The organism is Xanthomonas sp. NCPPB 1826 (assembly GCF_056725285.1).
Window position 1 is genome coordinate 2,688,519 of record NZ_CM161521.1, and the last position, 21,025, is coordinate 2,709,543.

The window sequence follows — 21,025 nt, forward strand, 5'->3', positions numbered from 1 at the left end:
TTCTTTCGTCGCGGTTCGCACCGTGAATGTGGCGTGGCGCGCGCATCTGCGTGAAATTCGGCCGACACCGCGACGGGATTGGATCGCGCGACACGGTATGCGGTGCTAGGCGGGTTGGGGCGGGTCGCCCGGGGACAGCGGGGTCTGGCTCAACCACCAGACGATGAGGGGTGCAAAGAGCCAGGTGATCACGAACGGCAGCGCCGCCGGCAGCGCGTTCGGATTCAATACCCGAACGGCTGCGGCAATGGCCAATGCCAGCAACGGCGACAGCCCCATGCTCCGGTAATACGCCAGCAAGCCGGGCGAGCCTTGCGAGGTCAAGCTACTCGACGCTCGCCATTCCAGCATCTTGCGTTTGGAGACGATCATGCGAAAACTCGCCCGTACGATCGCATCCAGCAAGACCTGTGCTTCATGGATCAGGAAAATCAGGCCGGCCGATTTCATCAGCACCCAGGTGCCGATCCATCGGCACATCGACAGCAGATTGCCCAAGCGGAATCTTTTCAGCAGCACGTACACGATTTCGACCAGTGAGGGCGCCCAGGCGGTGGCCAGCACGGCTAGCGTCCAGTAGACGGGCGTGGCACATGTCATCCAGCCGAGCACCAGGCATACCAGCGCAGCCGCTGGCAGCAGCATGCGAACGGCGTTCTGGCCGATTTTCCAGCGCGCAAACGGCGGTGCGGCGACGCGCTCGCCCCTGGGAGCGCGCGCGACGCCGAACAGCCATGGCAGCAATTGCCAGTCGCCGCGCATCCAGCGGTGATTGCGCTGCGAGTTCGCATGGTAGGTCAGCAACGACACCGGCAGGATGACATCGCCCACGCAGGCCGAACGCACGAATGCGCCTTCCAGCAGATCGTGGCTCAGTATGGAGTTCTCAGCGATGCGCCCGCCCAGCAGCCGATGGAACACGTGCACGTCGTAGATGCCTTTGCCGATATAGCCGACCTCGCCGAACATGTCCTGGTCGAGGTTGTGCGGCGCCCTATCGACACGCGGCGGCCCGGCGGCCATGTCGACCAGCATGTTGACCAGCAATTCGAGGCGATTGGGGGCGCAACCCTTCGGCAGCGCCAGCATCGGCCGGGGTTGCAGTACGCCGTAACCCGCCACGACGGCATCGCGCTGCTCGGACAGTTCGGGTCGATTGAGCGGATGGGCCAGCGAACTGGCAAGTTTTTCGATCGATCCGGGCGCCAGCTGGGTGTCGTCCTCGTCCAGCGTCACCACGAATTGAACGCCCGACAGCTTGCCGGTGTCGCCGTGGATCAGCTGGAACGCATCGGCTGCATTGGGTTCGACCAGCAAGGCGTTGAGCTCTTCGAGCTTGCCTCGCTTGCGCTCCCATCCCATCCAGCAGCCTTCGCCCGGATTCCATCGCCGAGGCCGATGCAGCAGAACGAAGCCGCCGCCATAGTGCGCGTTCAGGCGGTCGATCTGACCCATAGCTTCCTGGATTAGGATTTCATCGTCGTCCATGAGTTGCGAATGCGCATCGACGAAATCGGACAACAGCGCGAAGCTAGCACCGCACCCCCGGTTGTCGATGTGCAGGCCTTCAAGGGTCTCGCCGAGCCTGCGAACGACATCGGTCGAGGACAACAGGCACGGAACGACCACCAATGTCTTGTGGTCCTCACCGATGCCGGCGCTGAAGTCCAGGCGGGGCAGGGGATAGGGCTCGAACTGGCTGTAAAGCAGGCCCACGATCCAGGACGGAAGCAGGCAAAACCCGTAGATCGCCACCGCCACGCCAAGGACCACGGTCCAGGCGGATGAAAGCGCGAACGAAAAAGAACCGATCAATGCGAGCGCATAGATCACCGCAATGGCCGCGATCAGCCCGGTGTAGGCGGGTAGTAGCCAGGACGGTTGTTCATGACGAATTTGTTCGCGCCACGACAGGCGCAACTGGGCTTGCGCCGAGAGCGCCAGCAGTCCCTTGCCGGTGAAGTAGTAGCCGATATGTGATCGGCGATCGGCGACGCCGGCGAGCAGACAGTTGCGCTGCGCCAGTTCCAGCGCGAGATTGGCGATAGCGCAGGGGCTGAGGCCCGAACGAGCGCTCCATCGATCGACCAGCCAGCGGTAGTCAGCCTGCGATCGCGCGTCCATCTTGCAGAACACACCGCTGGGATCGCGCCAAAGGATCCTTTCAACGTCTTCGACGGATTCATCGAAATTCATGGCCGCTCCGTGCGCTTATTCCTTCATCGCAATCGGTTTGGGTATCTCACAGACGCCCGATCCAGTCAAGCCTAGCGGCGACCGGTCCAGACCGACATTGAGCATCATCAGCGTGGCTGCAGTTGTATACACTACGTGGGCGACGGAGCGGGCCGCAGACTGCCTGGCTCGGCGCGCCGCAGGCGCACGGTGACTGCGATGCTCGATCCGCTAAGCCGATTGCAGTCAACGCCAACCAACGGTCCATGCACATGATTTTCGTCGGAAGCGGAGCTCTTCTTCGTCACGCTGTGTATTACGCGCAATCCGTCGGGCTAGAGGTGCGCGCGGTGTCTTGTCCGCCCGGCGAACACTTGCCCGGCGCACTGCATCAATCCGGCATCAAGATCGTCCAAAACGGTAATCCCGATGCCGATCTCGCCCGCGTGCTGAAGTTCGCCAAAGGCGAAACGGTGGTGTCGATCAACAACCGGCATCTTTTCAGCGACAAGCTGCTTGCGTCCGACGCCAGCTTTTTCAACATCCACAACGGCCTGGTTCAGCGCTACCGTGGTGCCGCCGAAGCCTGCGTGTTCGCCGCGCTGTGCAGGGACGAGGAGGAGTATGGGGTGACCCTGCACCGGATCCTGCCGGGGCAACGTGTCGATTGCGGTCCAGTGGTCGAGCAGCGGGTCTTCGACATCCTCCCGCAGGACGGCTTCGGTGAGGTCATGGACCTGGCCTTGCGTTGTTGCCGGCAGATTTTCGAACGCAACGTGCTCGCGCTCGCGCAAGGGGCGTTCCAGTCGCGCGCGGTCGAAGTTGCCGCCACTGCGGTCAGCTACGACCAACTCGCCAAACTGTACGCTGCGGCCGGTGCGGACGTGCGCAGGCGCGCGGCGCGGCTTGGCAAATACCGGCCTTATTTCCCGCGCCTTCATTCACTGGTCGCAACGACGGCGAAACCTGCGCGAGGCTACCATAACGCGACCGTCGCCAAGGCCTGATCGACTCGTGCAGCGACACCCCGCCGTCTCTGCGCTCGCGGCCATTGACGGCGTTTGTCATGTCAATACCCCGCATGACACCCGCATTGCCGCGCAGTATTTGCTGTGCGTCGCCGAGACCTGATCATGACAACCGATACCGAGAGCAGCCCCATCCAGGTTACGCCATTCCCAGGTATCGGCGCCCCTAGCCTGAGCGCAAGCAGCAACCGCATCGATCTGTGGCTGTTGCGTTACGATCGGATCGACGATGAGGCGCTGTTGACGCGCATGCGCCAGTGGCTGAATCCGGCCGAGCGCGCGCAAGAACCACGTTTCTACTTCGCCGATGACCGCAAGCGCTATCTGCTGACCCGCGCTCTGGTGCGCGCTACGCTTTCGCGTTATGTGCCGGTTGCACCGGCCCAGTGGCGGTTCGGCACAAATGCCTACGGCAGGCCACATATCGAAGCGACGCAGGGACAGGCCGGAGCGGAACTGCGCTTCAATCTCTCTCATACCTATGGCCTGATCGCATTGGCTGTGACGCGAGAGCGCGAGATCGGCATTGACGTGGAGCACGTGAGCCATCGCGAGGTATCGCTCGACATCGCGCATCACTTTTTGGCCCCCGAAGAAGTCGCGGCGCTGGCGCAAATGCCCGTAGCGCAACAGCAGGACAGATTCTTCGAGTATTGGACCTTCAAGGAGGCCTATATCAAGGCGCGTGGCATGGGCCTGTCTCTGCCGTTGGATCATTTCAGCTTCGACTACCCGCAGTGCGGCACGGTGCGCCTGAGCGTACGACCTGAACTCGACGACGACGCGGCGCTTTGGAGCCTGTGGCAGTACCGTCCACAGCCGCACTACCTGCTGGCGCTATGCGCCCAGCGCGACACCAGCGCACCGACCCAGGTCTGTGTGCGAGAGTTATCGACGACGCTGCAAGAGCGTACCGTAGCGCTTCTCCCGACACGGCGCTTGCACGATAACTGAATCAAAATTTTTTGACCTTCTCCCCGTTGCCGATGCTGTATTCGACTGCCGCCGCTCCCGGCGTGAGACCGGAGGCGAGAATTGCTGTGCCCATCTAAGGCGTGGCGGCGCTTAAGCGACCGTATTTGCTTCATTCCCGATATAACAATCCTGGTTCCGGCTGCGCGGTCAGGCGGCGCTCCGGCTCACAGGTGCGAAAGAAGAGCCGTCGTCATAGGCGAGAAAATTCTCCGGTTTAAAGGTGCCGCCGCAAAGGTTCTTGGATCCAAGATTATGAATGACATACCAGATTTCAAAGCAATGGAAATGAATGAGCGCCAAGTAAAGAGTGCGATGATGCTGATAGCCGTGGTCCCGCAGCCATCGCAGGATCGCCTGGCGGAGCAGTGATGGCAGTAATAGATGTAGCTACTAAGGCTGTCCATACCTTCAAGCGCTGCGGCCGTTTTGGCGAATGCATTTAGGATTCTTCTTATTCCACGCCAATACCGAATCGGCGAAATCCGCGTAATGCCTCATTTAAGCGATGCAATTGTTGTCGGTCACTCGAGAGTGATATGTCAAATAGCAATCCGTATCAAGCACTACTTCGATCAAAAATTAAGGCCGCAATTGAGAAGGCGTGTGGTGCCACAGCCTTCTCTCATCAAGGAGTTAAGGGTAGCGTTCTCGAAATTCTCATCGGAGAACTTTTCGAACCGCTGTTGCCAGATAGGGGCAGCTATGGGACTTATAGCCAAGCAGAGCCAATAAAAACGGCAGCTAAGCACTCAGGAGAAATTCCTAGGCTCTGTTCCCGTTGGCTGAGGATGACGTCACGCCGAGATGGCCAGAGCCAGCAGCGACGCGGCGCTGGCGCCGGATTGGGCATTCCAGTCGAGCGCCCGGAACCAGCCGAGGTAGTTCGGCAAGTAGGACGTTGCCACTCCCTTGAAGCGCGCCATCCAGGCTTTGAAACGGCTGTGGTAGGCATTGACGTTCTGGATGTGCCAGGCGCCATGTGTGTGCTCACCACGCAAGGTGTTCACCGCGTTGTGCTCGATTTCCAGCTCCCGCGCCACGGTGGCCAGCAAGTTGCTGCCGTCGGTGCACAGCACTGCGTCCTTGGCCAGGGCCACTTGCAGCACCGGGGTCACGCAAAGCTTGTTGGCCGCTTCCAGTACGAAGTCCGTGGTCTGACCAGCCCGGTTGCGCACCACCAGAATCGGCACTTGCTCGGCGGATAAGCCACGTTTGGCGGCCCGACCGCCCCGACGGCGCGGCTTGCGCGCCTGCTCGGCCAGCAGTTGGCGGCGCTGGCCCTTGTACGAGCGCAGCACATAGGTCTCGTCGGCCTCGGCCACTCCATCAAGGTGCTGCGCCTTGACCTCGCGCGGCAACGTCAGGAACCGGTGGCGCCAGCGAAATGCCGTGGTTCGATGGACGCCCATTCGTGCCGCCGCCTTGCGCACGCTGAGCCCTTCATCCAAGGCCTGGGCTTGCAGCAGCCATTTATCGCGGTGCCGCAGTCGGGCCAAGGGCGTGCCAGTCAGGGCGTTGAATGTCACACCGCAGCCGCGGCACTTGTAGCGCTGCAGACCATTGGCCTGGCCGTTGCGCACCACCCGCTCGGCCTGGCACCTGGGACAACCCAGGTGCTGCGACAGATGGGCTTGAACCACGGACGTGGTCTGCTCCAGCGCCACACCGCTGCCAAGCCACGCCATCATTTGCTCTCGCTGCCCGGGGGTGAGCTTGGCCGTCAAGGCCATCAATTGCTTGAGTTCGCGCGCTCGCATCGTGGACTCCATCGGCTCGAAACCCTCGGGCCGTGGTGCCAATCTGCGGCGTGGCCGGTTCACCGACTGAGATCGTCACTACTTAACGGGAACAGAGCCAATTCCTAACAGCGTCGTTACTATACATATGTATATTCAAAAACTTCAAGACTGCGCTGTGCGACGATTCAGTGCACTATCCAAGGACTCGGATCATGGTAATGCAGAAGTTCACCGGCGCTGCCGCGCAAGCAGAAGCCCAGCGAGTTGTAGCGCTTTCACGCGAAAGTATCGATTTGGCGCTGGCACCATTTGCGCCAAACAGCACTTTCAAGGTTTGGTTCTCGACCTACCGCGGAATCGAGGAGCTGATCAATCTGCCCATAGAGTTGGCAAGCGAACCGCTGTTGTACAAGGTTCTCGGCCTTGACCTGCTTGACATGGGGAGCTTCGCCCAAGACGTGGCGTCTATCAAAGCAAGCCTGGATTCTCGTTTCTCGCGCTTGGTAGCGCAGCGCTTGCTGAAGACGCTTGTGCAATTGCAGGCCATCTCAAGTTCGTTTGCAATGAATGGAATCCCCTGTGCCAGCGAGTTGAGGACGGTGGGATCGGCCATAGGGTACCTTCAGTCCCGTCGGCGGCACATTCTGGCCCTTCTCCACACGATTCCCAGCGCTTGCCAAGGCTCAAAGCAGCTGCACGAACTCGACGGCCTCAATCAGTTCCTCTATTTGATAGAGACTGCTTGCCTGGGAACGACGGCGATGCACTACAACCTGATGCTGTCGATCGTCTATCCGGACTTCAGTTTGGAAGTTGACGATGTAGGAGCTTCCGCAAGCCATGGCTTCAATGCCCTCGACTCGCTCTTCTTGGAGCCTGAGCGAACGGCCATTACCGAAATGGCCGGTGTGGACCTTAGCGGCTTTAAGAAGTTGCCCGTGAATCACCGCCTAATCTTCTCCAAAGCGGAGCTGGAGAACAATTTGGCGCACATAGCCGCGGCTTATGCGGAGTTTAATCTTGATCAAACTACATATGGCCAGCTGGATGCGTTCTTCCGTAGCTTATTGCCGATGGTCGTGGACGAGTACTTCGTGCAGCTGACGCCAAGGCGTTTTGCTGAATTGATCTCTGAGCACAAGCTTTCGGATGCCCTCAAGAGGGCGATGGTCGTTGAGAGTGGCGACTACGTCGATAACACCAGCACATATGCACCATTTACTCGAGTCGGTGGTGAGTTGATCACTTCGGTCACCCTGCTTAGCCGATTTGCTAACCACTGGAAGAACTCCTGTCTCAATCGCGTTCGCCGCTACCAGATCCGCTCGGGGTTCATCTTTGAGGGGTCGGTCAAGGAGGCTCTGCGGGACCAGGGGTTCACTGTTACAGGCATTAAAAGGGTTGGACATGCAGAGTTCGACGTTGTTGCGACGCTCGACGGCGTGATCTATAACGTTCAGTGCAAAAATAACCTCGTGGACCTGAATAGGATCGAGGCGGATGTGAAGAAATTCGTCCGCTACAACCGCAGCCTGGATCGTGCCTATCAGCGGGCGCTTGAGAAGGAGCGTGCGCGTGAACAAATGCTCTTGGACGAACTGGCTTTAAGCGACATCAAGCACTTCGTGGTGAGCCGTTTTCCCGTTGCGACCCAGAACCCCTCCGTACTCCCCTTCGGCGAGATTTCGCGATTCAAGGCCATTGCTGTCGGTACTTGAGATGTCAGAAGCTTTGGTGGAGGCGTCGCGACGGCCAGTGTAATACCTCAGTAGAATCTGGCAGGATGACTCGCTGTACGCCTATCGCGGCGGCGGCGCGACATTGGACGCTTGCAAGCACGCCCCTCTACCGCTGTACGCGTTCGTGATTTTCACTGAATTGGAGGCTCGTGCTTCACCGGGCATGGCTTACGTGGCAGGTAGCGACTAGCGACCAGTGAATAGCTTCGATTGCCGGCTGGGCGTGAGCCGGTCGGCGTGGGTCAGTGTCGTAGCCTTCAGGCGCCGCCTGCCTTCGGGCGAGAAGGCATCTATCTCCTTGAGCTCGATCAGCCTTGCCAACGCATGCTTGTACTTGTCGCTGTCGGCCGGCGAGGTGTTGCAGGTGGTTGCGAAAAGCTCACCCAGTGTGAGGCTGGCGTCAACGTGGATACGCCGCGGCAGTTGCTCCATCAGCGCCTTGACGCTCGCTTCGGCCGCGGGGTCGTCGAACCCGAAGGGCAGGGCATTCTGGCCGAGGAAGTCGTCGTCCCTGCGCGTATGGTATCGCAGGATCGCGCCCTGGAACATGTCGATGCCGGCGCCGCCGTAGTGCAGAAAATCGTTGTTGCTCTTCCAGTGCACGCCGGTCATGACGTCGCGAGCCTTCGGGTGCTGCGACAGATGCACCAGCCAGTAGTCGCCGTGGCCGGTCGTGCGGATGAAGAACACCGTGTAGTACTGCGCGCCAGTTTTCTCGATCAAGCTTTGGTACAGGCGGCTCTGGATGAACAGACGGAACTCGGGCTCGTTGACTTTGATCTCGCGCACCGAGCGGCCCTTGAACACGTCGGGGATGCCCATCGACTGCAACGTCTTGCGCGACTGCGGCGTGTCGCTGACGAAGTTGATGAAGGAGTCGACCGCGAAGGTCAGGATCACCTCCGAGCGCGGTAGCTCGCGCAGGATGTTGCGGATCATCGGCAGTGGCACGTCGCTATAGCCGTACTGGTCGAGCAAGAACAGCGAGCGGCCTTTGCGCGGACTCTTGCCCTTGATGAACTGGATGATCGCGGCGGCGTGATCTTCGAAGCCGCCCTGATGCAGATGGATGTCTGTGCCAAAACGTTCGCCGAAGCCTTCGTCGCGCAGAGTCTTCTGCAGGGAAGCGAAGCCGTCGGGATGCTTCTCGATGAAGACGTAGTCCACCAGCATCTGTAGCGGCTTGGTGCGCTGCATGCTCATCAGCGCCTGAGCCTCGCGCACTGTGTTGAGAAACGCAAAGGGGGAACCAAGTACCCGCTCCCCGGTATCCTCGTGACTATAGATGCCGCCGCCAGCGAACCCGTCGACCAGCGTGACACGCATGGCGTCTTGATGCGGCGAGCTGACTAACGTCTGCAGATACTCGAGCAGATAAGCCTTCAAGACCTCGTGCTTGGCGACGCTGTGTTGGGCGATTTGCGCAGGGGCGCCGTCGGCCGACCATTCGTAGGCTTTCTTAACCACCGACTTTCCTGGGCTGCTGGAACTGCTTTGAGTTTATGCGCTAGAACAGGGAAAACGCCAAAAATGGAGTCTTTCACTCGCCCTTAGGCCATGGCGGCGACATGAGCCGGCATTTCGTCCCAGGTGCGCCCGTTGAGCAGCCGACCATTCTTGGCCTTGGCGCGACGCTTGCCGTCGGCGCCCCAGCCACCCCATTGCTTGAAGAAAAAGGCGACCTTCTGGGCGTGGCACTGCACGCGCACTGCCTCGGCCCATTCGGGCGCCATTGGTCGTGCCTTAGGCCCAGACTCGCCGCCAACGATGACCCAATGGATACCGCTCAGGTCCAGTGCGCCAACGTTCTCGAGCAACGGCTCGACCGAAAGAAAGCGGATGCCGGCGTTTATTGTGCGTAGATAGTCGATGCGTGGCACGCCGTGGCGGCGATTCTCGACCGATACACCCAGCCAGACGTTGGTTGGCACCGTGCGCGTGCGGAAGAACCGCGCCATCCGCGCAGCTCGCTTGGTGAGTACCTGATAGGAGTGCTGCGGCGTGGCCGCCATCACCGCAACGATCTGCTCGATGTAGATGTCGGGTACCTTCTCGTGGAACAGATCCGACATCGAGTTGACGAAGTACGTGGTTGGCTTCTTGCGCTTAAGCGGCTCTTCAAGTCGGCTTGGCAGCAGGGTGAGCGCGAAGCCATTCTCATAGCCGACCGTGCCCATGGCCTTGAGGCGGCGGGCGAGGGTTTCGGCGTAGCAGTTCTTGCAGCCGGCCGAGATCTTGGTGCAACCGACGATCGGATTCCAGGTCTGCTCGGTCCATTCGATCTTGGACGTGGTTGTCATGCGCTTGTCCTTTTCTGCAGGATATTGACGCGCAGTTTCAGGCGCTGAGACGACGCGTGAAGTGTAGCAAGCACGGCAAGACCGGTCACTGCGCGTCCTCAAGCAGGCATGCGGCGGGATTGTTGGTGGCGCTGCCGGATTGGAAATACCCAATCGCCTGGGCCACCGAGCGATGTTCGGTCAGCGCCATCAAGGCGGGCAGGGCGACGCCCTGGCGACCGCCTTCAGTAATGAAGCCCGAGCGAAGGCTGTGCCCACCAAAGTCTCCCTCCAGCCCGGCCAGGCGCGCGCGGCGCTGCACGATCGCGGCGACCGCCTTAGGCGACAGCGCCGGGCCGACGCGATCCTTCCAGAGACGACGGAAGAGGGGGCCGTCGATTATGGCCGCCGCATTCAGCCAGGCATCCAGCGCAGCACCGGCGCGGCCAAGCACCGGCTTGTCTGGGGTGGCGCTAGCATTGGGGCCGGCCTGCTGGGTCTTACTGTGTTCTAACCGGTAGACGAAAGCGGTCTGACCAACGCGGCGCAAGTCCTGCCAGTTGGCTGCGGCGATCTCGCTGCGTCGCCGCCCTCCACTGGCAAAGCCGAATAGCAGCAGGGCCTTATCCCGAAGCCCCTCTAATGAATCGTCGCAGGTGACCAGCAGCGCTTCAAGTTCGCTACGGGTGATGGCAGTCTTCTTGTGTGGCCGCTCGCCACGTTTGACCGAGGCGCGGCGCCCGCGCTTGAGCAGCTGGCGTACTGCAGGCGCTTCACACGGGTTAGCGGCCTTATGCGCTTGGTGGGCCGCCGAGAGCACAGCCACGCGATGCACAACAGTGCTGAGCTTAAATGGACCGAGCTTCTGCTTGAGGCCAGCTGCGACCAGGTGTGCATCCAGTGCCGGCGGCAGCTCCCATGTCAGGCCAGTCTTTCCGCGCCGGGCCAAGTGGTCGACCACAAACTGGACCACCGCCGGCTCGGGCACCGGCAGCGTGATCGGCTGCCCAAAGCGACTCTGGAACCAGGCCGCCCAGTACCGCAGGGCGGTGGCATAGCTGCGGGTGGTATTGGCTGCGGCTGCTTCGGCCAGCAGTTCGCGCACGGCGTCGGCAGCCTGCATCGCGAGACGATCCGGAGCGAGGATGCCGAAGGCAGGGACACTAGGCGCGAGCATGTTAGATTTCATATGTCGTACGTATTAAATACTGCAATTTAAGGTGTCTACTGCCGATAACTATCTGTTATCGGACATGGATTGGCAATGGGGTAGGGCGTTCGAGTCGGAGGGCATCAGATGGCCAAAGGAATCCAAGAAAACGAGGTCTTTAAGGCGGCTGATGCGTTGCTCGGCGCCGGCGAACGGCCGACCGTCGAACGCGTGCGCCTGCACCTCGGACGCGGTTCGCCGAATACGATCGGGCCGTTGCTGGACGCGTGGTGGACTCAGCTCTCCCAGCGGCTCGATCACCGGCTGGCGCTGCCGGAGGTTCCGGAGGATGTGGGCGTGGCCTTAGCCAAAGTGTGGGAATTGGCGTTAACGGCCGGGCGTGGACAAGCAGACGCTGCGCTGGCGCCAGAGCGCGCTTTTCTGGCCAATGCCCAAGCCGAGATAGAAACCCGTGTGACCGCCGAGCGCGAGCGCATTGCCGCCATTGAGGCACAACGCCAGCAGGCGGTAGTTGCTGCCCAGATCGCCGAGGCGGCTTTAGCCGTCTGCGAGCAACGAGCCGGCGAGCTCGCCGTACAGGTGGGCGCGCTGCAGCGGCAACTGGAGGAGCTGAGCGGGCGCCGGGGCGCCCTGGAAGTGCAGCTGCACAGCGCCCAATCCCGTCTGGAGCAGGAACGAAGCGCGGCCGCGGGCGAACGCGAAACCCTGCAGACGCACCTGCGCCAGGTCGAGGATCGGGCTTACACCGAGATCGATCGCCTGCGCCAGGAAGCCAAGGTGCACAAGGCCCAACTGGCTACGCAGGCCCGCGAACATGTCGCAGCACTGCGCGAGGCCGATCAAGGCCGACGTGCGGCCGAACGGGCCCAGCATAGCGCCGAACGTGAGAGCGCCGCTGCCCAGGCACGGGCGCAGGCACTCGCACAACCACGTCCCGCCAATGCGCGGCCCGCCATCAAGAAAAAGGCTGCTAGTGCCACGCGCAGGTTGCCCAAGCGGTAGGCTGCGCCCTCGCCGCTGGCAAGCGGGTGGGGCTAAGCGCTACGCTAAGAACTCCTTAGTCTTGGTGAGCAGTCGCATGACCCTGCCTGACGAGCGCACTCGCAATCTGCTACAAGCCGGGGCGTTTCTCAAAGAACTCGCCGGCAGCCAAGCCGTGCCCAAGTCCGTGCGCGAGGAAGCCCATCGGCTGTTGCGTCACTACCCGACACTCAGTGATGTGGAAGCCATCGCCCAGCATGAGGAGCGGTTGCGGGACCTCACCCAATCGGCGTTTGTGCGGCCGTATCTAACCTCGCAGTTCGAGCAGGAGTGGTTTCGCAGTTACCCCAAAGGTCCTCATCGAATTTAACGATGGCGCGTATACAAAGCCACGTAGGAGCCACGTAGGGGACGGGAATGCCTGAGGAGCGGCGACCTAGAAGTCTCGGTGAAACGGGTGCGAGACCGGCTCGCCGAGTCCATTTCCGACACCCAGACAGGCACCTTCCCTAATTTGGGCAAGCCCCTGCCGGTCCGTGCAGACGATCTCAGGGCCTAGACTTCTTGCGCTTAAAGGACTTTCGCCGGTCCGCCGCGGCCTTTGACGTGGCGACAAGCATCTCTCTGCGGAAGCGCTCCGCCAATACAACCGCCTCGTCATAGATGCCTGGCTTGCCGCCCCTCAGCCGAAGAAATGTCTGCTGCAACGTCGGAGAGATACCCAGACGCCGGTGCCTCATGAAGTAACTCAGTTGCTTGGCTCCAACGTAGGAAGAGAATCCGGCAAGGAGGATGCATACCTGGATCCACAACGAAGCCGCCGCCGGGACCTCACCCGAATAGATGCGAATAAGCATCCATCCGCAGCCCACCAACATGACGGCCGGGAACGCCATAAAGATAAGCCGGAGGGGCCTGCCAAACCGCAGAATCCCTACTGGATCGCGAGCCCGCGCGATTGTGTCAATTGCGTAAATAAACAAGGGTACGCCCAAGCACGCAATGTCAATGTTCGACAAGGAGTAGCTTGTTTTTAGCCAGGCTGAAGATCGCAGAGAGTACGGCTGCAAACACCAGTAAAGAGAGCAGATCAGAGTGAAGCTCGGCGTAAAATCGCCTCAAGAACTCGTTGTTCTTCCTGTAGTGCGAGTTTAACAGGTCCGCAAGATAGAACGCGCTCAAACCGCATGGAAGATCAATGAGCGTTACAAGGGGCACGGCGAGCGATGCCGGCCACCCAAGGGAAATGAGATATGGAGTAAAGGCAAGCAATCCCCAAAGAAGAGAGCCTGCGACTACTAGTAAGAGGATGATGTGCATCGAGTTCAATCATAGAAATCTGTGATAAACATCGGCAAGACGTACGCAGAACTTGAGTCAATCCGCTTATAGGTTATTAGCAACCCCGCATCACTCAACGTGCTTCGGCGTGAAGTTCGCGCAGAAAGCACGCCCCTGCGTCCGGATCGGGCGCGCGTGAGTCGTGTGCAGTGCGAAGCTCAGGATGCTACCTTCTTCTTCAAGCAATGTGGCGACTGGGGAGTCGGTGGCAAGCGACGCTCCAAGAAGGCCAACGTGAGCTAGATCAACAGGGGGAAGAGGGAATGAACGGAGTCACTCGCCAAGCCTTGGCGCGCTACGAAGACAGGGAACACTCCTTGGTTAAACACACCATTTTGGCGTCCTATCTTGAGCGCTGCTTGATGATCATCGGACAGCAATGGAGCAAGATCGCATACATCGACTGTTTTGCTGGCCCATGGAAATCGTCCACTGATGACCTGTCCGACACGTCTCCAGGTATCGCTATCCACATCATGGCGGCCTGCCAAGCGCAGCTGCGTGAGAAGATGCAACGTCAGGTGCAAATTCGCTCGATTTTCGTGGAATCCGATACCGAGCGCGTGGACCTGCTGAACGCTCATGTCCAGCACGCGCCGTCGAGTATCGCCCGGCCGGAAATCTGGCGTACTTCTTTCTCAGAGGCAACCCCAGCCATATTGCGCTGGCTGCAGCCGGACGAATTCGCTTTCGTGTTCGTCGATCCCTTTGGCTGGAAAGGCATCATTGAACCGACCGTGCTGGCCCCTTTTCTTAAGCGGCCACACACCGAGCTCCTCATCAATTTCATGTGGAACTTCGTCAATCTGGCAACCGGCCTAGCCGAGCAGGACACCAACTTGGCTGCGGTGTTTGGCACAGATTGGCGTGACGCAGTGATCCACGGGGGCGAAGCCAAACAACGCGAGCTGATGCGACGTTATCGACGAAAACTTGCGGACGTGTGCGATGGCCATGGTGGTCAGCGTCTGCGCACCGCCATGCTTCCGGTGGAATACATTAACAAAAGAAAGGTCATCTTCAACTTGGTATATGCCACTCATCACCCTGCGGGGCTGGTGGTGTTCTGGGAAGAGGCAGAGAAAACGGCGCAGCAGCAGACGAGGCTCAAACTGCAACATCGCTTGGACAAGAAGGCTGAGAAGCTGGGACAAGGCGACTTCTTCAATGCCGACCAGCATGAAGATGAGCCGACGATGCCGTCCTACGATTTGAAAATGGCCTGGCTGCGAAGGCTTCCTCAAGTAGGGAGCACTCTGACTGTCGACACGGTCGCCATGGCTGACCTGATCGAAGAAACCGACGGTTTGCTTTCTGAGCTGCAGGCTGCGCTCGGCGAACTGATCAAATCCGGCATTGTCGAGAACACAAACGCCAAACGGCGACGCACTGTGAACGTAGTCAACTATCGTAAGAACGAAGTGTTGCGACGCCTGGCAGCCTGACCACGGCGATTTTTTTTGAACGCCTTCGCTTTGCGTCATCGTCGCAGGCATAGTCAAGAGGAAACCAAGGACACGAACGAGCCGGTCTCATTGAGACCTGGAAGGAGTACGAACTGAAGCGGCGTTGAAACTGGGGATTTCAAAGCGCGGCGTTGCGGTTTGTGGGGCTACCAAAGTGCGGCTGTTGAAATCCGGGATACTAGAGTGCGGCCATTGGGGAGGGTTGATGCGGCTGCTGGTTAGAAATTGCTGCGCTCAACCTCGAGCAAGGGCAAAAACTAACGGGAGGCGCAAAACCTGTGACTTACCCGAACTGGACGCCGGACCTGTGACTTGGCCGGTGGTGGGGTGAAAAGTCACAGCTTTACCGAACCCGGTTGCCGCGCTCAACAAGAGCCAAATCCAGCGAAGTCGAGCCGATGCCGCCCGGATATCTTATTTCGCATAATGTATATTATGTCAGAACCAACTTAGCAGCCGACTACCTCACAGCCCCATTGTCTTCCTGCAGCTCCCGCTTGAACGGCACATCCGGCGGCGGTCTGGCTGTTGCCGGTTGATCGTTGAGGTTCGGGTCGCTCAGGCCGCAGCCGCCGCCGAACTGCAGCAACGACACCACACAACTGATCTTGGTGGTCGTGCCCGGGATCGGGATCTCGATCTTCTTCAGGCCGCGCCGCACCCATTCCTGCAGCAGCGACTGGTTCGGCATCCAGTACTTGTCCAGCGAGGTCGGCGTGTAGCCGTACGGCGGACGTTTGAGCCAGGTGCCGCCCTGGGCGATCTGGTCGCGGGTCCAAGTATCGGTTTCGCTGCCTGGCGGTCCTCGATCACCGGCGCCGTTGCCGGCATCGCCGGCTCCGGCGGCGACGTGAACGCTGCCGTCTGCGTTGAACATGCCATTGCGTGTTCCATTGGCGCCTGTGGCGTCACCGGCGCGACGACGGTCGGATTTGCTCCAGTCGTCTGCATTGGCCGCGACATCCCAGCCGCCGCTGCGGTCTGCTGGCGCCGGGCCGGCATTGCTGGTCGCCGGCTTGGCTGCGGATGAGGCTGCCGCCGTAGTGCTGCTGGGTTGCGCCGGTCGCGCCGAATTCGCCTGTGCCTGATTGGGCTGCGTGGAGGCCGCCGATGGTTGCGTTGCTGCAGCTACCGACGTCGACGATGTCGGCGCTGGAGTCGCCGGCGTCTGCTGGGCTGGCCCGGCCGGTGCCGGTTGCTGCGCGGGATCCGGCACGCTTGGCAACTCGGTCGTTCGAATGGCCACGTCAGGCATGCGCACCGTCGGTGTGATCTCGCGGCTGCGCACCGATGGCGCAACGACCTGGGGCCGGTCCGGCACGACGATTTCCCGCTCGCGCACCGTCGGTGCGTTGGCAGTGCGCATCGCGACGGTCGCTGCGGGACGCTGCAATTCGCGCAGCTGCGGCTGCTCGGTCACGGTCTGGATATCGCGCTGACGCACCTCGATCTGCGGTGCGGCCGACTCGACCGGACGCGGAGCGACCGTGATTGTCGGCGGTGGCGGCACGACGAAGTCGTTCGTGGCCACCGGTGTTTCGGTGACCTGCAGCGGCGATTCGATCGTGACCGGCGGCACCTGCACGGTCACGCGTGGTACCTCTGGCGCCACCGGTTCGCTGGCAGCGGCAGCCACCGGTTCCGGCGCGATGTCCTGGGCCTGGGCAGCGCTTGAAGGAGGATCGACGGACTCGACACGCGCAGGCTCCGGCGGCGCTGCGCTCGGCCTGCCGGTCGCAGCGGATGCACTGAACTGCGGCGCTGAAACCGTACTGCCCGGGGCGGCCTGCGCAGCGTCAGCGGGCTGCCCTTGCCCACCGCCCTGCTCTGCCGCACCGTCGCCAATGAAGGTCATGCGCACCCGCGATTCGTCGCCGGTCTTGGTGTCATCCGGCGCCCAGCGCACCGTGACCACCCAGATGAGCAGTGCGATGAAGCCAAGATGGATCAACAGGCTGCCGAGCAGCGCCAGCCAGTGCTGTGGCCGCTGGTCTTTCGGCCGCGGCTCCCAGTGCTGCCACCACAGGCTGCGAAATGCCTGGAACGGCGACAACGACGCCACGCCAGCACCTGCAGGCGGTACTGGCCGTGCCAGCAGCACGCCCATCACCTGGTCGTCGTCGAACGCAGCCGCCGGCCCGATGCGGCTGCTCATCCAGGTTGCCCAGCCGTAAGGCAGGCCGGTGCGCCGATCCAGGATGAGCTTGCCCGGCATGCGCGCGCGCAGTGCCTGCAGCAGATCGGCGGCCGTGGTCACCGGTGGCGCGGAATCAGGCCGCGCTATCGCGCGGGATATACGGCGCGTCGCCGGTGGCGTGGTCGGTCGCGTCGCGCACCGCTATCACGCCGGGCACGCGCCCCATCAGGGTCTTCTCGATGCCCTGCTTCAAGGTCACATCGGCCATGCCGCAGCCGTGGCAACCGCCGCCGAAGCGCAGCAGCACGACGCCCTCTGCCGAGACCTCCTGCACCGCCACGCGGCCGCCATGCGATGCCAGCTGTGGGTTGATCTCGTTCTCCACCACCCAGCGCACGCGCTCCACCATCGATGCGGAATCGGCCGGCGCTTCGCCCTTGATCTTGGGCGCCTTGATGGTGAGCTGCTGGTTGCCGGTGGACTGGGTGACGTAGTCGATCTCGGCGCCATCCACCCAGGGCACGCTGGCGGCGACGATATATAAGGTGAAACCGTCGCAGTCGATCGCCCATTCGTCGCCGCTCAGGTCCGCCGGTTCGGCGAACTCCAGCCGGGCGTCGGCGCGCGGAGTGCCCGCGTCCACCGCGCTCAGGCGCACACCCATGCCGGGCACGCCCTCGCGTTCGATGAGCTTGCGGAAATAGGTTTGGGCTTTGTCGGATATCTGGATCATGCGGGTTATTCTACCGCTCAATGCGCCTGCGCTCATGGAACACCGTGATCCTGAGTGAACGCGCTGTCCGCCACCCCTGCGAGACTGTCATGACCGATCTGATTCCCCTGGAACAGGCCCATTGCCTGCCGCGCAAGGGCAGCGACCACAAGCTTGGCGAAGCGCGTCTGGCTGAACTGCTGCCGCAGGTGCCGGGCTGGGAGCTGGCCGAAGTGGGCACGGCAATTACCCGCACATTCCGCTTTGCCGACTATTACCGCACGCTGGCCTTCGTGAATGCGCTGGCCTGGATCGCCCACCGCGAGGACCACCACCCCGACCTGGGCGTGCATTACGACCGCGTGGTGGTGCGCTATTCCACCCACGACGTCGGCGGATTGAGCGAAAACGACTTCATCTGCGCGGCCAAGGCCGCCCAGCTTTACGATCAAGGAGCCACCCCATGACCCTGTCTCGCGCTGCCCTTGCCGGCCTGTTTCTTGCCGTCGGCATCAGCGGGTGTGGCAAGTCGTCGCAGCAGCCCGCCGCCCCGGCGGTGGCACCGACCGAACTGGCCGCCTTGAAGACCCCGCCGCCGGAATACTCGCCGCAGCTGGCCTGTGCCGGCATCGGCGGCACCTCGGTGCTCCGGGTCGTGGTCGGTGTCGAAGGCACCCCGACCGACGTCTCGGTATCGCAAAGCAGCGGTCAGCCGGTGCTGGACGAAGCCGCGCAAAAACGCGTGCGCGAATGGAAATTCCGGGCCGCCACGCGCAATGGCCAGGCAGTGCCGCAGACGATCCAGGTGCCGGTCGCGTTCAAGCCGCCGGTGCCGCGCCCGGACGAATGCTTCGCCATCGAAGAGCGTGCGCGTCGAGGCGGCTAAGCCGCCTTTGATGCCTTGCGCGTACGGCCGCGGCAACGCGCCGGCGCGCAGCACGCAAGGCTGAGCACGGCGAACGGCCTGCATCAGCTCCAGCTACCCACGGTGCGCGCCTGATGCCGGCGTGCACGCGTCAGGGTTATCGCGCCAGACACCACGCCTTCGTCATCCAGGCATGGCCATCCTGCAGCCGCAGTGTGGTCATGCGCAAAGTGCGCAGCAGCAGTCGCCACGCTCCCCGCCGAGTACGTTCTATTCCACGAGGTCGTGCGTCACATGCTCGAAGTGTCATCCCACAATGTCTGGACCGCATTTGCGGTCACGCTGGCCGCTGGCCTGGCGACCGGACTCGGCAGCCTGATGGTCGTGTTCTCCAAGAAGCCCAACCCGCGCCTGCTGGCATTCGGGCTGGCATTCGCCGGCGGTGCGATGGTGTATGTGTCGCTGTCGGAGATTCTCAACAAGTCGATCGCCTCGTTCTCCAACGCCTACAACGACAAGCTCGGCTTCACCTTCGGCACGCTGGCGTTTCTGGCCGGCATGCTGCTGATCATGGTGATCGACCGCCTGGTGCCCAACCCGCACCAGAGCCTGTCCAGCGACGATCCGCTGTTCCGCGACGACAACCGCGCCTATATCCGCCGGGTCGGCTTGATGACCGCCATCGCCATCACCGCGCACAATTTCCCCGAAGGCCTGGCGACCTTCTTCGCCACACTGGAAAGCCCCGCGGTCGGCATGCCGCTCGCGTTCGCCATCGCGATCCACAACATTCCCGAGGGCATCGCCATTGCGGTGCCGGTGTACTTCGCCACCCGCAACAAGTTCTACGCCTTCGGCGCCAGCCTGCTCAGCGGACTGGCCGAGCCGATCGGCGCCGGCATCGGCTATCTGGCCTTGTCCAGCGTGCTGTCCGAAGCGGTGTTCGGCACGGTCTTCGGCCTGATTTCCGGGGTGATGGTGTTCCTGGCGCTGGACGAATTGTTGCCGGCGGCCAAGCGCTACGCGCAGGGCCACGAGACGGTCTACGGCCTGGTGGCCGGCATGGGTACGCTGGCGATCAGCCTGGTGTTGTTCCGCTTTGCCACGCCTTAACGCCCGGCGGAGCCGCAGCCGCAGCGCCGGCACGACGACCATCGCGCCGACCGCCAGGACGCGTCGGCGACGCGCTGGCGGCCGAGACCGGGATGGGAACTTCGCCGCGGCGCAATGGCGGCCTCAGCGCCCTAGCCGGTCCAATGCCTCGGCCAGTTCCGGCGCCAGCGGCGCGCTCAACACATAGGGCGTCTTGCCGGCGTCCAGCGCAAATTCCAGCGAAGCAGCGTGCAGGAACAGGCGCTTCAGGCCGAGCTGGTCGCGCAGGCGCTTGTTGACCTCCGCTTCGCCGTACTTGTCGTCCCCGGCCACCGGGTGCCCCAGGTGCTGGGCGTGCACGCGGATCTGGTGGGTGCGGCCGGTTTCGATACGGACTTCGCAATAGGAGTGCCCGCCGCGTCGCTCCAGCAGCTTGAAGTGGCTCAGCGAGGGCTTGCCGATCGCATTGACCTGCACATGCCGCTCGCCGCCCTGGCGCAGCCCGATATGCAGCGGCGCATCGACTGTCATCACTCCATCGGGCATGCGGCCGACCAGCAAGGTCAGATAGCGCTTGGTGATGCCGCGGCCTTCGACACGGTCGTCTTCGCGCATCAAGGCCTGCAGCTCGGTCAGCGCCGAACGCTTCTTCGCCACGATCAGCAGGCCCGAGGTATCGCGGTCGAGCCGGTGCACCAGTTCCAGGGTCTGATTCGGGCGCAGGGCGCGCAGGGTTTCGATGGCGCCGAAGCTGATCCCGCTGCCGCCATGGCTGGCGACCCCGGAGGGCTTGTTCAGCGCCAGCAGGCGCGCGTCCTCGAACACGATCGCCGCTTCCAGCCGCGCCAGGAACGACGCCGGTGGCGCCGCCTTGTCGCCCTCCTCGGCCACGCGCACCGGCGGGATCCGCACTTCCTCGCCACCCTCGAGCTTGCGCTCGGCCTTGGCCCGCCCGCCGTTCACGCGCACCTGTCCGCTGCGCACCAGCTTGTAGATCAGGCTGCGTGGCGCGCCCTTCAGCTGGCCGAGCAGGAAATTGTCCAGCCGCTGCCCAGCACGGTCTTCCGGAACTTTGAGAATGCGCACGCCCACACGGTCGGTGGGCGGCTTGGGGGTCTGGGGGTCGGTCATCCGGCTCTTTATTCTGTTACACTCGGCGAGCGAGATAAGGGTTTGATTTCGTTGGAAGTTGATTGGCCAGAAGCCTGCCTTCCGATGATTCCGGCACAGTGCGCGACCACCGCCCCCGGGGCGGCCATGTTAGCGGCTCACCGGCCTACCCGGCCATCGCCGGCGGTTTTTGACCGTCGCGCTGAACATGTCCC

Annotated in this window: 19 protein-coding genes; 9 read left to right on the forward strand and 10 right to left on the reverse strand. The window is 62.0% G+C overall.

The window, feature by feature from the left end:
* Window positions 1-105: 105 nt before the first annotated feature.
* Entirely contained in the window at window positions 106-2,196 is a 2,091-nt protein-coding gene (locus AC1PLA_RS11295) for a hypothetical protein (protein WP_349780593.1), read from the reverse strand.
* A gap of 245 nt (window positions 2,197-2,441) precedes the next feature.
* On the opposite strand from AC1PLA_RS11295, the gene AC1PLA_RS11300 reads away from it, so the two are divergent.
* Together AC1PLA_RS11300 and AC1PLA_RS11305 are read left to right on the forward strand one after the other, a co-directional pair.
* Complete coding sequence (locus AC1PLA_RS11300; RefSeq protein WP_154832049.1) at window positions 2,442-3,182, forward strand: formyltransferase family protein; 741 nt, start codon at window positions 2,442-2,444, stop codon at window positions 3,180-3,182.
* Between the two features lie 126 nt (window positions 3,183-3,308).
* Window positions 3,309-4,157 carry a 4'-phosphopantetheinyl transferase family protein gene (locus AC1PLA_RS11305; RefSeq protein WP_104573369.1) on the forward strand — a complete coding sequence of 283 codons (849 nt, stop codon included), beginning with the start codon at window positions 3,309-3,311 and terminating at the stop codon, window positions 4,155-4,157.
* Between the two features lie 815 nt (window positions 4,158-4,972).
* On the opposite strand, the gene AC1PLA_RS11310 is transcribed toward AC1PLA_RS11305, so the two are convergent.
* A complete protein-coding gene (locus AC1PLA_RS11310; RefSeq protein WP_104573766.1) occupies window positions 4,973-5,935 on the reverse strand; it encodes an IS1595 family transposase in 963 nt (320 codons plus the stop codon).
* Between the two features lie 200 nt (window positions 5,936-6,135).
* Here AC1PLA_RS11310 and AC1PLA_RS11315 point away from each other — a divergent pair, with 200 nt between their 5' ends.
* Entirely contained in the window at window positions 6,136-7,635 is a 1,500-nt protein-coding gene (locus tag AC1PLA_RS11315; protein WP_104573370.1) for a hypothetical protein, read from the forward strand.
* A gap of 207 nt (window positions 7,636-7,842) precedes the next feature.
* Here the strand turns inward: AC1PLA_RS11315 and AC1PLA_RS11320 are convergent, their stop codons facing one another.
* The 3 genes from AC1PLA_RS11320 to AC1PLA_RS11330 all read right to left on the reverse strand — a co-directional run bounded on the left by AC1PLA_RS11320 (window position 7,843) and on the right by AC1PLA_RS11330 (window position 11,124).
* A complete protein-coding gene (locus AC1PLA_RS11320; protein ID WP_481104555.1) occupies window positions 7,843-9,123 on the reverse strand; it encodes a three-Cys-motif partner protein TcmP in 1,281 nt (426 codons plus the stop codon).
* Window positions 9,124-9,206: 83 nt separating this feature from the next.
* The gene (locus AC1PLA_RS11325) at window positions 9,207-9,956 is read right to left on the reverse strand and encodes a DUF5131 family protein (RefSeq protein ID WP_104573372.1); all 750 of its coding nucleotides are present in this window, start codon (window positions 9,954-9,956) and stop codon (window positions 9,207-9,209) included.
* An 85-nt stretch (window positions 9,957-10,041) separates the two neighbouring features.
* The gene (locus AC1PLA_RS11330) at window positions 10,042-11,124 is read right to left on the reverse strand and encodes a site-specific integrase (protein ID WP_481104556.1); all 1,083 of its coding nucleotides are present in this window, start codon (window positions 11,122-11,124) and stop codon (window positions 10,042-10,044) included.
* 108 nt (window positions 11,125-11,232) lie between these two features.
* Here AC1PLA_RS11330 and AC1PLA_RS11335 point away from each other — a divergent pair, with 108 nt between their 5' ends.
* Window positions 11,233-12,108, forward strand: coding sequence for a DNA-binding protein (locus tag AC1PLA_RS11335; protein WP_349780598.1), 876 nt, complete (start codon window positions 11,233-11,235; stop codon window positions 12,106-12,108).
* Between the two features lie 76 nt (window positions 12,109-12,184).
* A complete protein-coding gene (locus AC1PLA_RS11340) occupies window positions 12,185-12,457 on the forward strand; it encodes a BPSL0761 family protein (RefSeq protein WP_154832056.1) in 273 nt (90 codons plus the stop codon).
* A gap of 178 nt (window positions 12,458-12,635) precedes the next feature.
* Here the strand turns inward: AC1PLA_RS11340 and AC1PLA_RS11345 are convergent, their stop codons facing one another.
* Together AC1PLA_RS11345 and AC1PLA_RS11350 are read right to left on the reverse strand one after the other, a co-directional pair.
* A complete protein-coding gene (locus tag AC1PLA_RS11345) occupies window positions 12,636-12,983 on the reverse strand; it encodes a MotA/TolQ/ExbB proton channel family protein (protein ID WP_481076702.1) in 348 nt (115 codons plus the stop codon).
* Window positions 12,984-13,092: 109 nt separating this feature from the next.
* On the reverse strand, window positions 13,093-13,407 hold the full coding sequence (locus AC1PLA_RS11350) for a hypothetical protein (RefSeq protein ID WP_349780599.1): 315 nt from the start codon (window positions 13,405-13,407) through the stop codon (window positions 13,093-13,095).
* Window positions 13,408-13,691: 284 nt separating this feature from the next.
* On the opposite strand from AC1PLA_RS11350, the gene tcmP reads away from it, so the two are divergent.
* Window positions 13,692-14,873, forward strand: a complete 1,182-nt coding sequence (tcmP, locus tag AC1PLA_RS11355; protein WP_374151294.1) for a three-Cys-motif partner protein TcmP — start codon at window positions 13,692-13,694, stop codon at window positions 14,871-14,873.
* A 481-nt stretch (window positions 14,874-15,354) separates the two neighbouring features.
* On the opposite strand, the gene AC1PLA_RS11360 is transcribed toward tcmP, so the two are convergent.
* Together AC1PLA_RS11360 and AC1PLA_RS11365 are read right to left on the reverse strand one after the other, a co-directional pair.
* Window positions 15,355-17,151 (reverse strand): transmembrane repetitive protein, encoded by a 1,797-nt coding sequence (locus tag AC1PLA_RS11360; RefSeq protein WP_481104557.1) that lies wholly within the window; start codon window positions 17,149-17,151, stop codon window positions 15,355-15,357.
* Between the two features lie 13 nt (window positions 17,152-17,164).
* The gene (locus AC1PLA_RS11365) at window positions 17,165-17,764 is read right to left on the reverse strand and encodes an NfuA family Fe-S biogenesis protein (RefSeq protein ID WP_039815233.1); all 600 of its coding nucleotides are present in this window, start codon (window positions 17,762-17,764) and stop codon (window positions 17,165-17,167) included.
* An 89-nt stretch (window positions 17,765-17,853) separates the two neighbouring features.
* Between AC1PLA_RS11365 and AC1PLA_RS11370 the strand changes: the two genes are divergently transcribed.
* The 3 genes from AC1PLA_RS11370 (at window position 17,854) to zupT (ending at window position 19,721) form a co-directional block, all read left to right on the forward strand.
* Window positions 17,854-18,210 (forward strand): 4a-hydroxytetrahydrobiopterin dehydratase, encoded by a 357-nt coding sequence (locus tag AC1PLA_RS11370; protein ID WP_024938664.1) that lies wholly within the window; start codon window positions 17,854-17,856, stop codon window positions 18,208-18,210.
* Window positions 18,207-18,629 carry an energy transducer TonB gene (locus AC1PLA_RS11375; RefSeq protein WP_016904560.1) on the forward strand — a complete coding sequence of 141 codons (423 nt, stop codon included), beginning with the start codon at window positions 18,207-18,209 and terminating at the stop codon, window positions 18,627-18,629. The genes AC1PLA_RS11370 and AC1PLA_RS11375 overlap by 4 nt, the downstream gene beginning before the upstream one ends.
* Before the next feature lie 273 nt (window positions 18,630-18,902).
* Window positions 18,903-19,721 (forward strand): zinc transporter ZupT, encoded by an 819-nt coding sequence (gene zupT / locus AC1PLA_RS11380; RefSeq protein WP_016904561.1) that lies wholly within the window; start codon window positions 18,903-18,905, stop codon window positions 19,719-19,721.
* 123 nt (window positions 19,722-19,844) lie between these two features.
* Here zupT and AC1PLA_RS11385 read toward each other — a convergent pair whose 3' ends face one another.
* Window positions 19,845-20,831: an RluA family pseudouridine synthase gene (locus AC1PLA_RS11385; RefSeq protein WP_016904562.1), complete on the reverse strand. Its 987-nt coding sequence runs from the start codon at window positions 20,829-20,831 to the stop codon at window positions 19,845-19,847.
* Window positions 20,832-21,025: the final 194 nt, after the last annotated feature.

Bases quoted from the DNA above. Each gene is read 5' to 3' on its own strand.
- AC1PLA_RS11340 (WP_154832056.1), top strand. From the start codon at position 12,185: ATGACCCTGCCTGACGAGCGCACTCGCAATCTGCTACAAGCCGGGGCG.
- AC1PLA_RS11300 (WP_154832049.1), top strand. From the start codon at position 2,442: ATGCACATGATTTTCGTCGGAAGCGGAGCTCTTCTTCGTCACGCTGTG.
- AC1PLA_RS11385 (WP_016904562.1), bottom strand. From the start codon at position 20,831: ATGACCGACCCCCAGACCCCCAAGCCGCCCACCGACCGTGTGGGCGTG.
- AC1PLA_RS11310 (WP_104573766.1), bottom strand. From the start codon at position 5,935: ATGCGAGCGCGCGAACTCAAGCAATTGATGGCCTTGACGGCCAAGCTC.
- AC1PLA_RS11305 (WP_104573369.1), top strand. From the start codon at position 3,309: ATGACAACCGATACCGAGAGCAGCCCCATCCAGGTTACGCCATTCCCA.
- AC1PLA_RS11330 (WP_481104556.1), bottom strand. From the start codon at position 11,124: ATGAAATCTAACATGCTCGCGCCTAGTGTCCCTGCCTTCGGCATCCTC.
- AC1PLA_RS11365 (WP_039815233.1), bottom strand. From the start codon at position 17,764: ATGATCCAGATATCCGACAAAGCCCAAACCTATTTCCGCAAGCTCATC.
- AC1PLA_RS11335 (WP_349780598.1), top strand. From the start codon at position 11,233: ATGGCCAAAGGAATCCAAGAAAACGAGGTCTTTAAGGCGGCTGATGCG.
- AC1PLA_RS11325 (WP_104573372.1), bottom strand. From the start codon at position 9,956: ATGACAACCACGTCCAAGATCGAATGGACCGAGCAGACCTGGAATCCG.
- zupT (WP_016904561.1), top strand. From the start codon at position 18,903: ATGCTCGAAGTGTCATCCCACAATGTCTGGACCGCATTTGCGGTCACG.
- AC1PLA_RS11315 (WP_104573370.1), top strand. From the start codon at position 6,136: ATGCAGAAGTTCACCGGCGCTGCCGCGCAAGCAGAAGCCCAGCGAGTT.
- AC1PLA_RS11295 (WP_349780593.1), bottom strand. From the start codon at position 2,196: ATGAATTTCGATGAATCCGTCGAAGACGTTGAAAGGATCCTTTGGCGC.
- AC1PLA_RS11370 (WP_024938664.1), top strand. From the start codon at position 17,854: ATGACCGATCTGATTCCCCTGGAACAGGCCCATTGCCTGCCGCGCAAG.
- AC1PLA_RS11350 (WP_349780599.1), bottom strand. From the start codon at position 13,407: ATGCACATCATCCTCTTACTAGTAGTCGCAGGCTCTCTTCTTTGGGGA.
- tcmP (WP_374151294.1), top strand. From the start codon at position 13,692: ATGAACGGAGTCACTCGCCAAGCCTTGGCGCGCTACGAAGACAGGGAA.
- AC1PLA_RS11375 (WP_016904560.1), top strand. From the start codon at position 18,207: ATGACCCTGTCTCGCGCTGCCCTTGCCGGCCTGTTTCTTGCCGTCGGC.
- AC1PLA_RS11345 (WP_481076702.1), bottom strand. From the start codon at position 12,983: ATGGCGTTCCCGGCCGTCATGTTGGTGGGCTGCGGATGGATGCTTATT.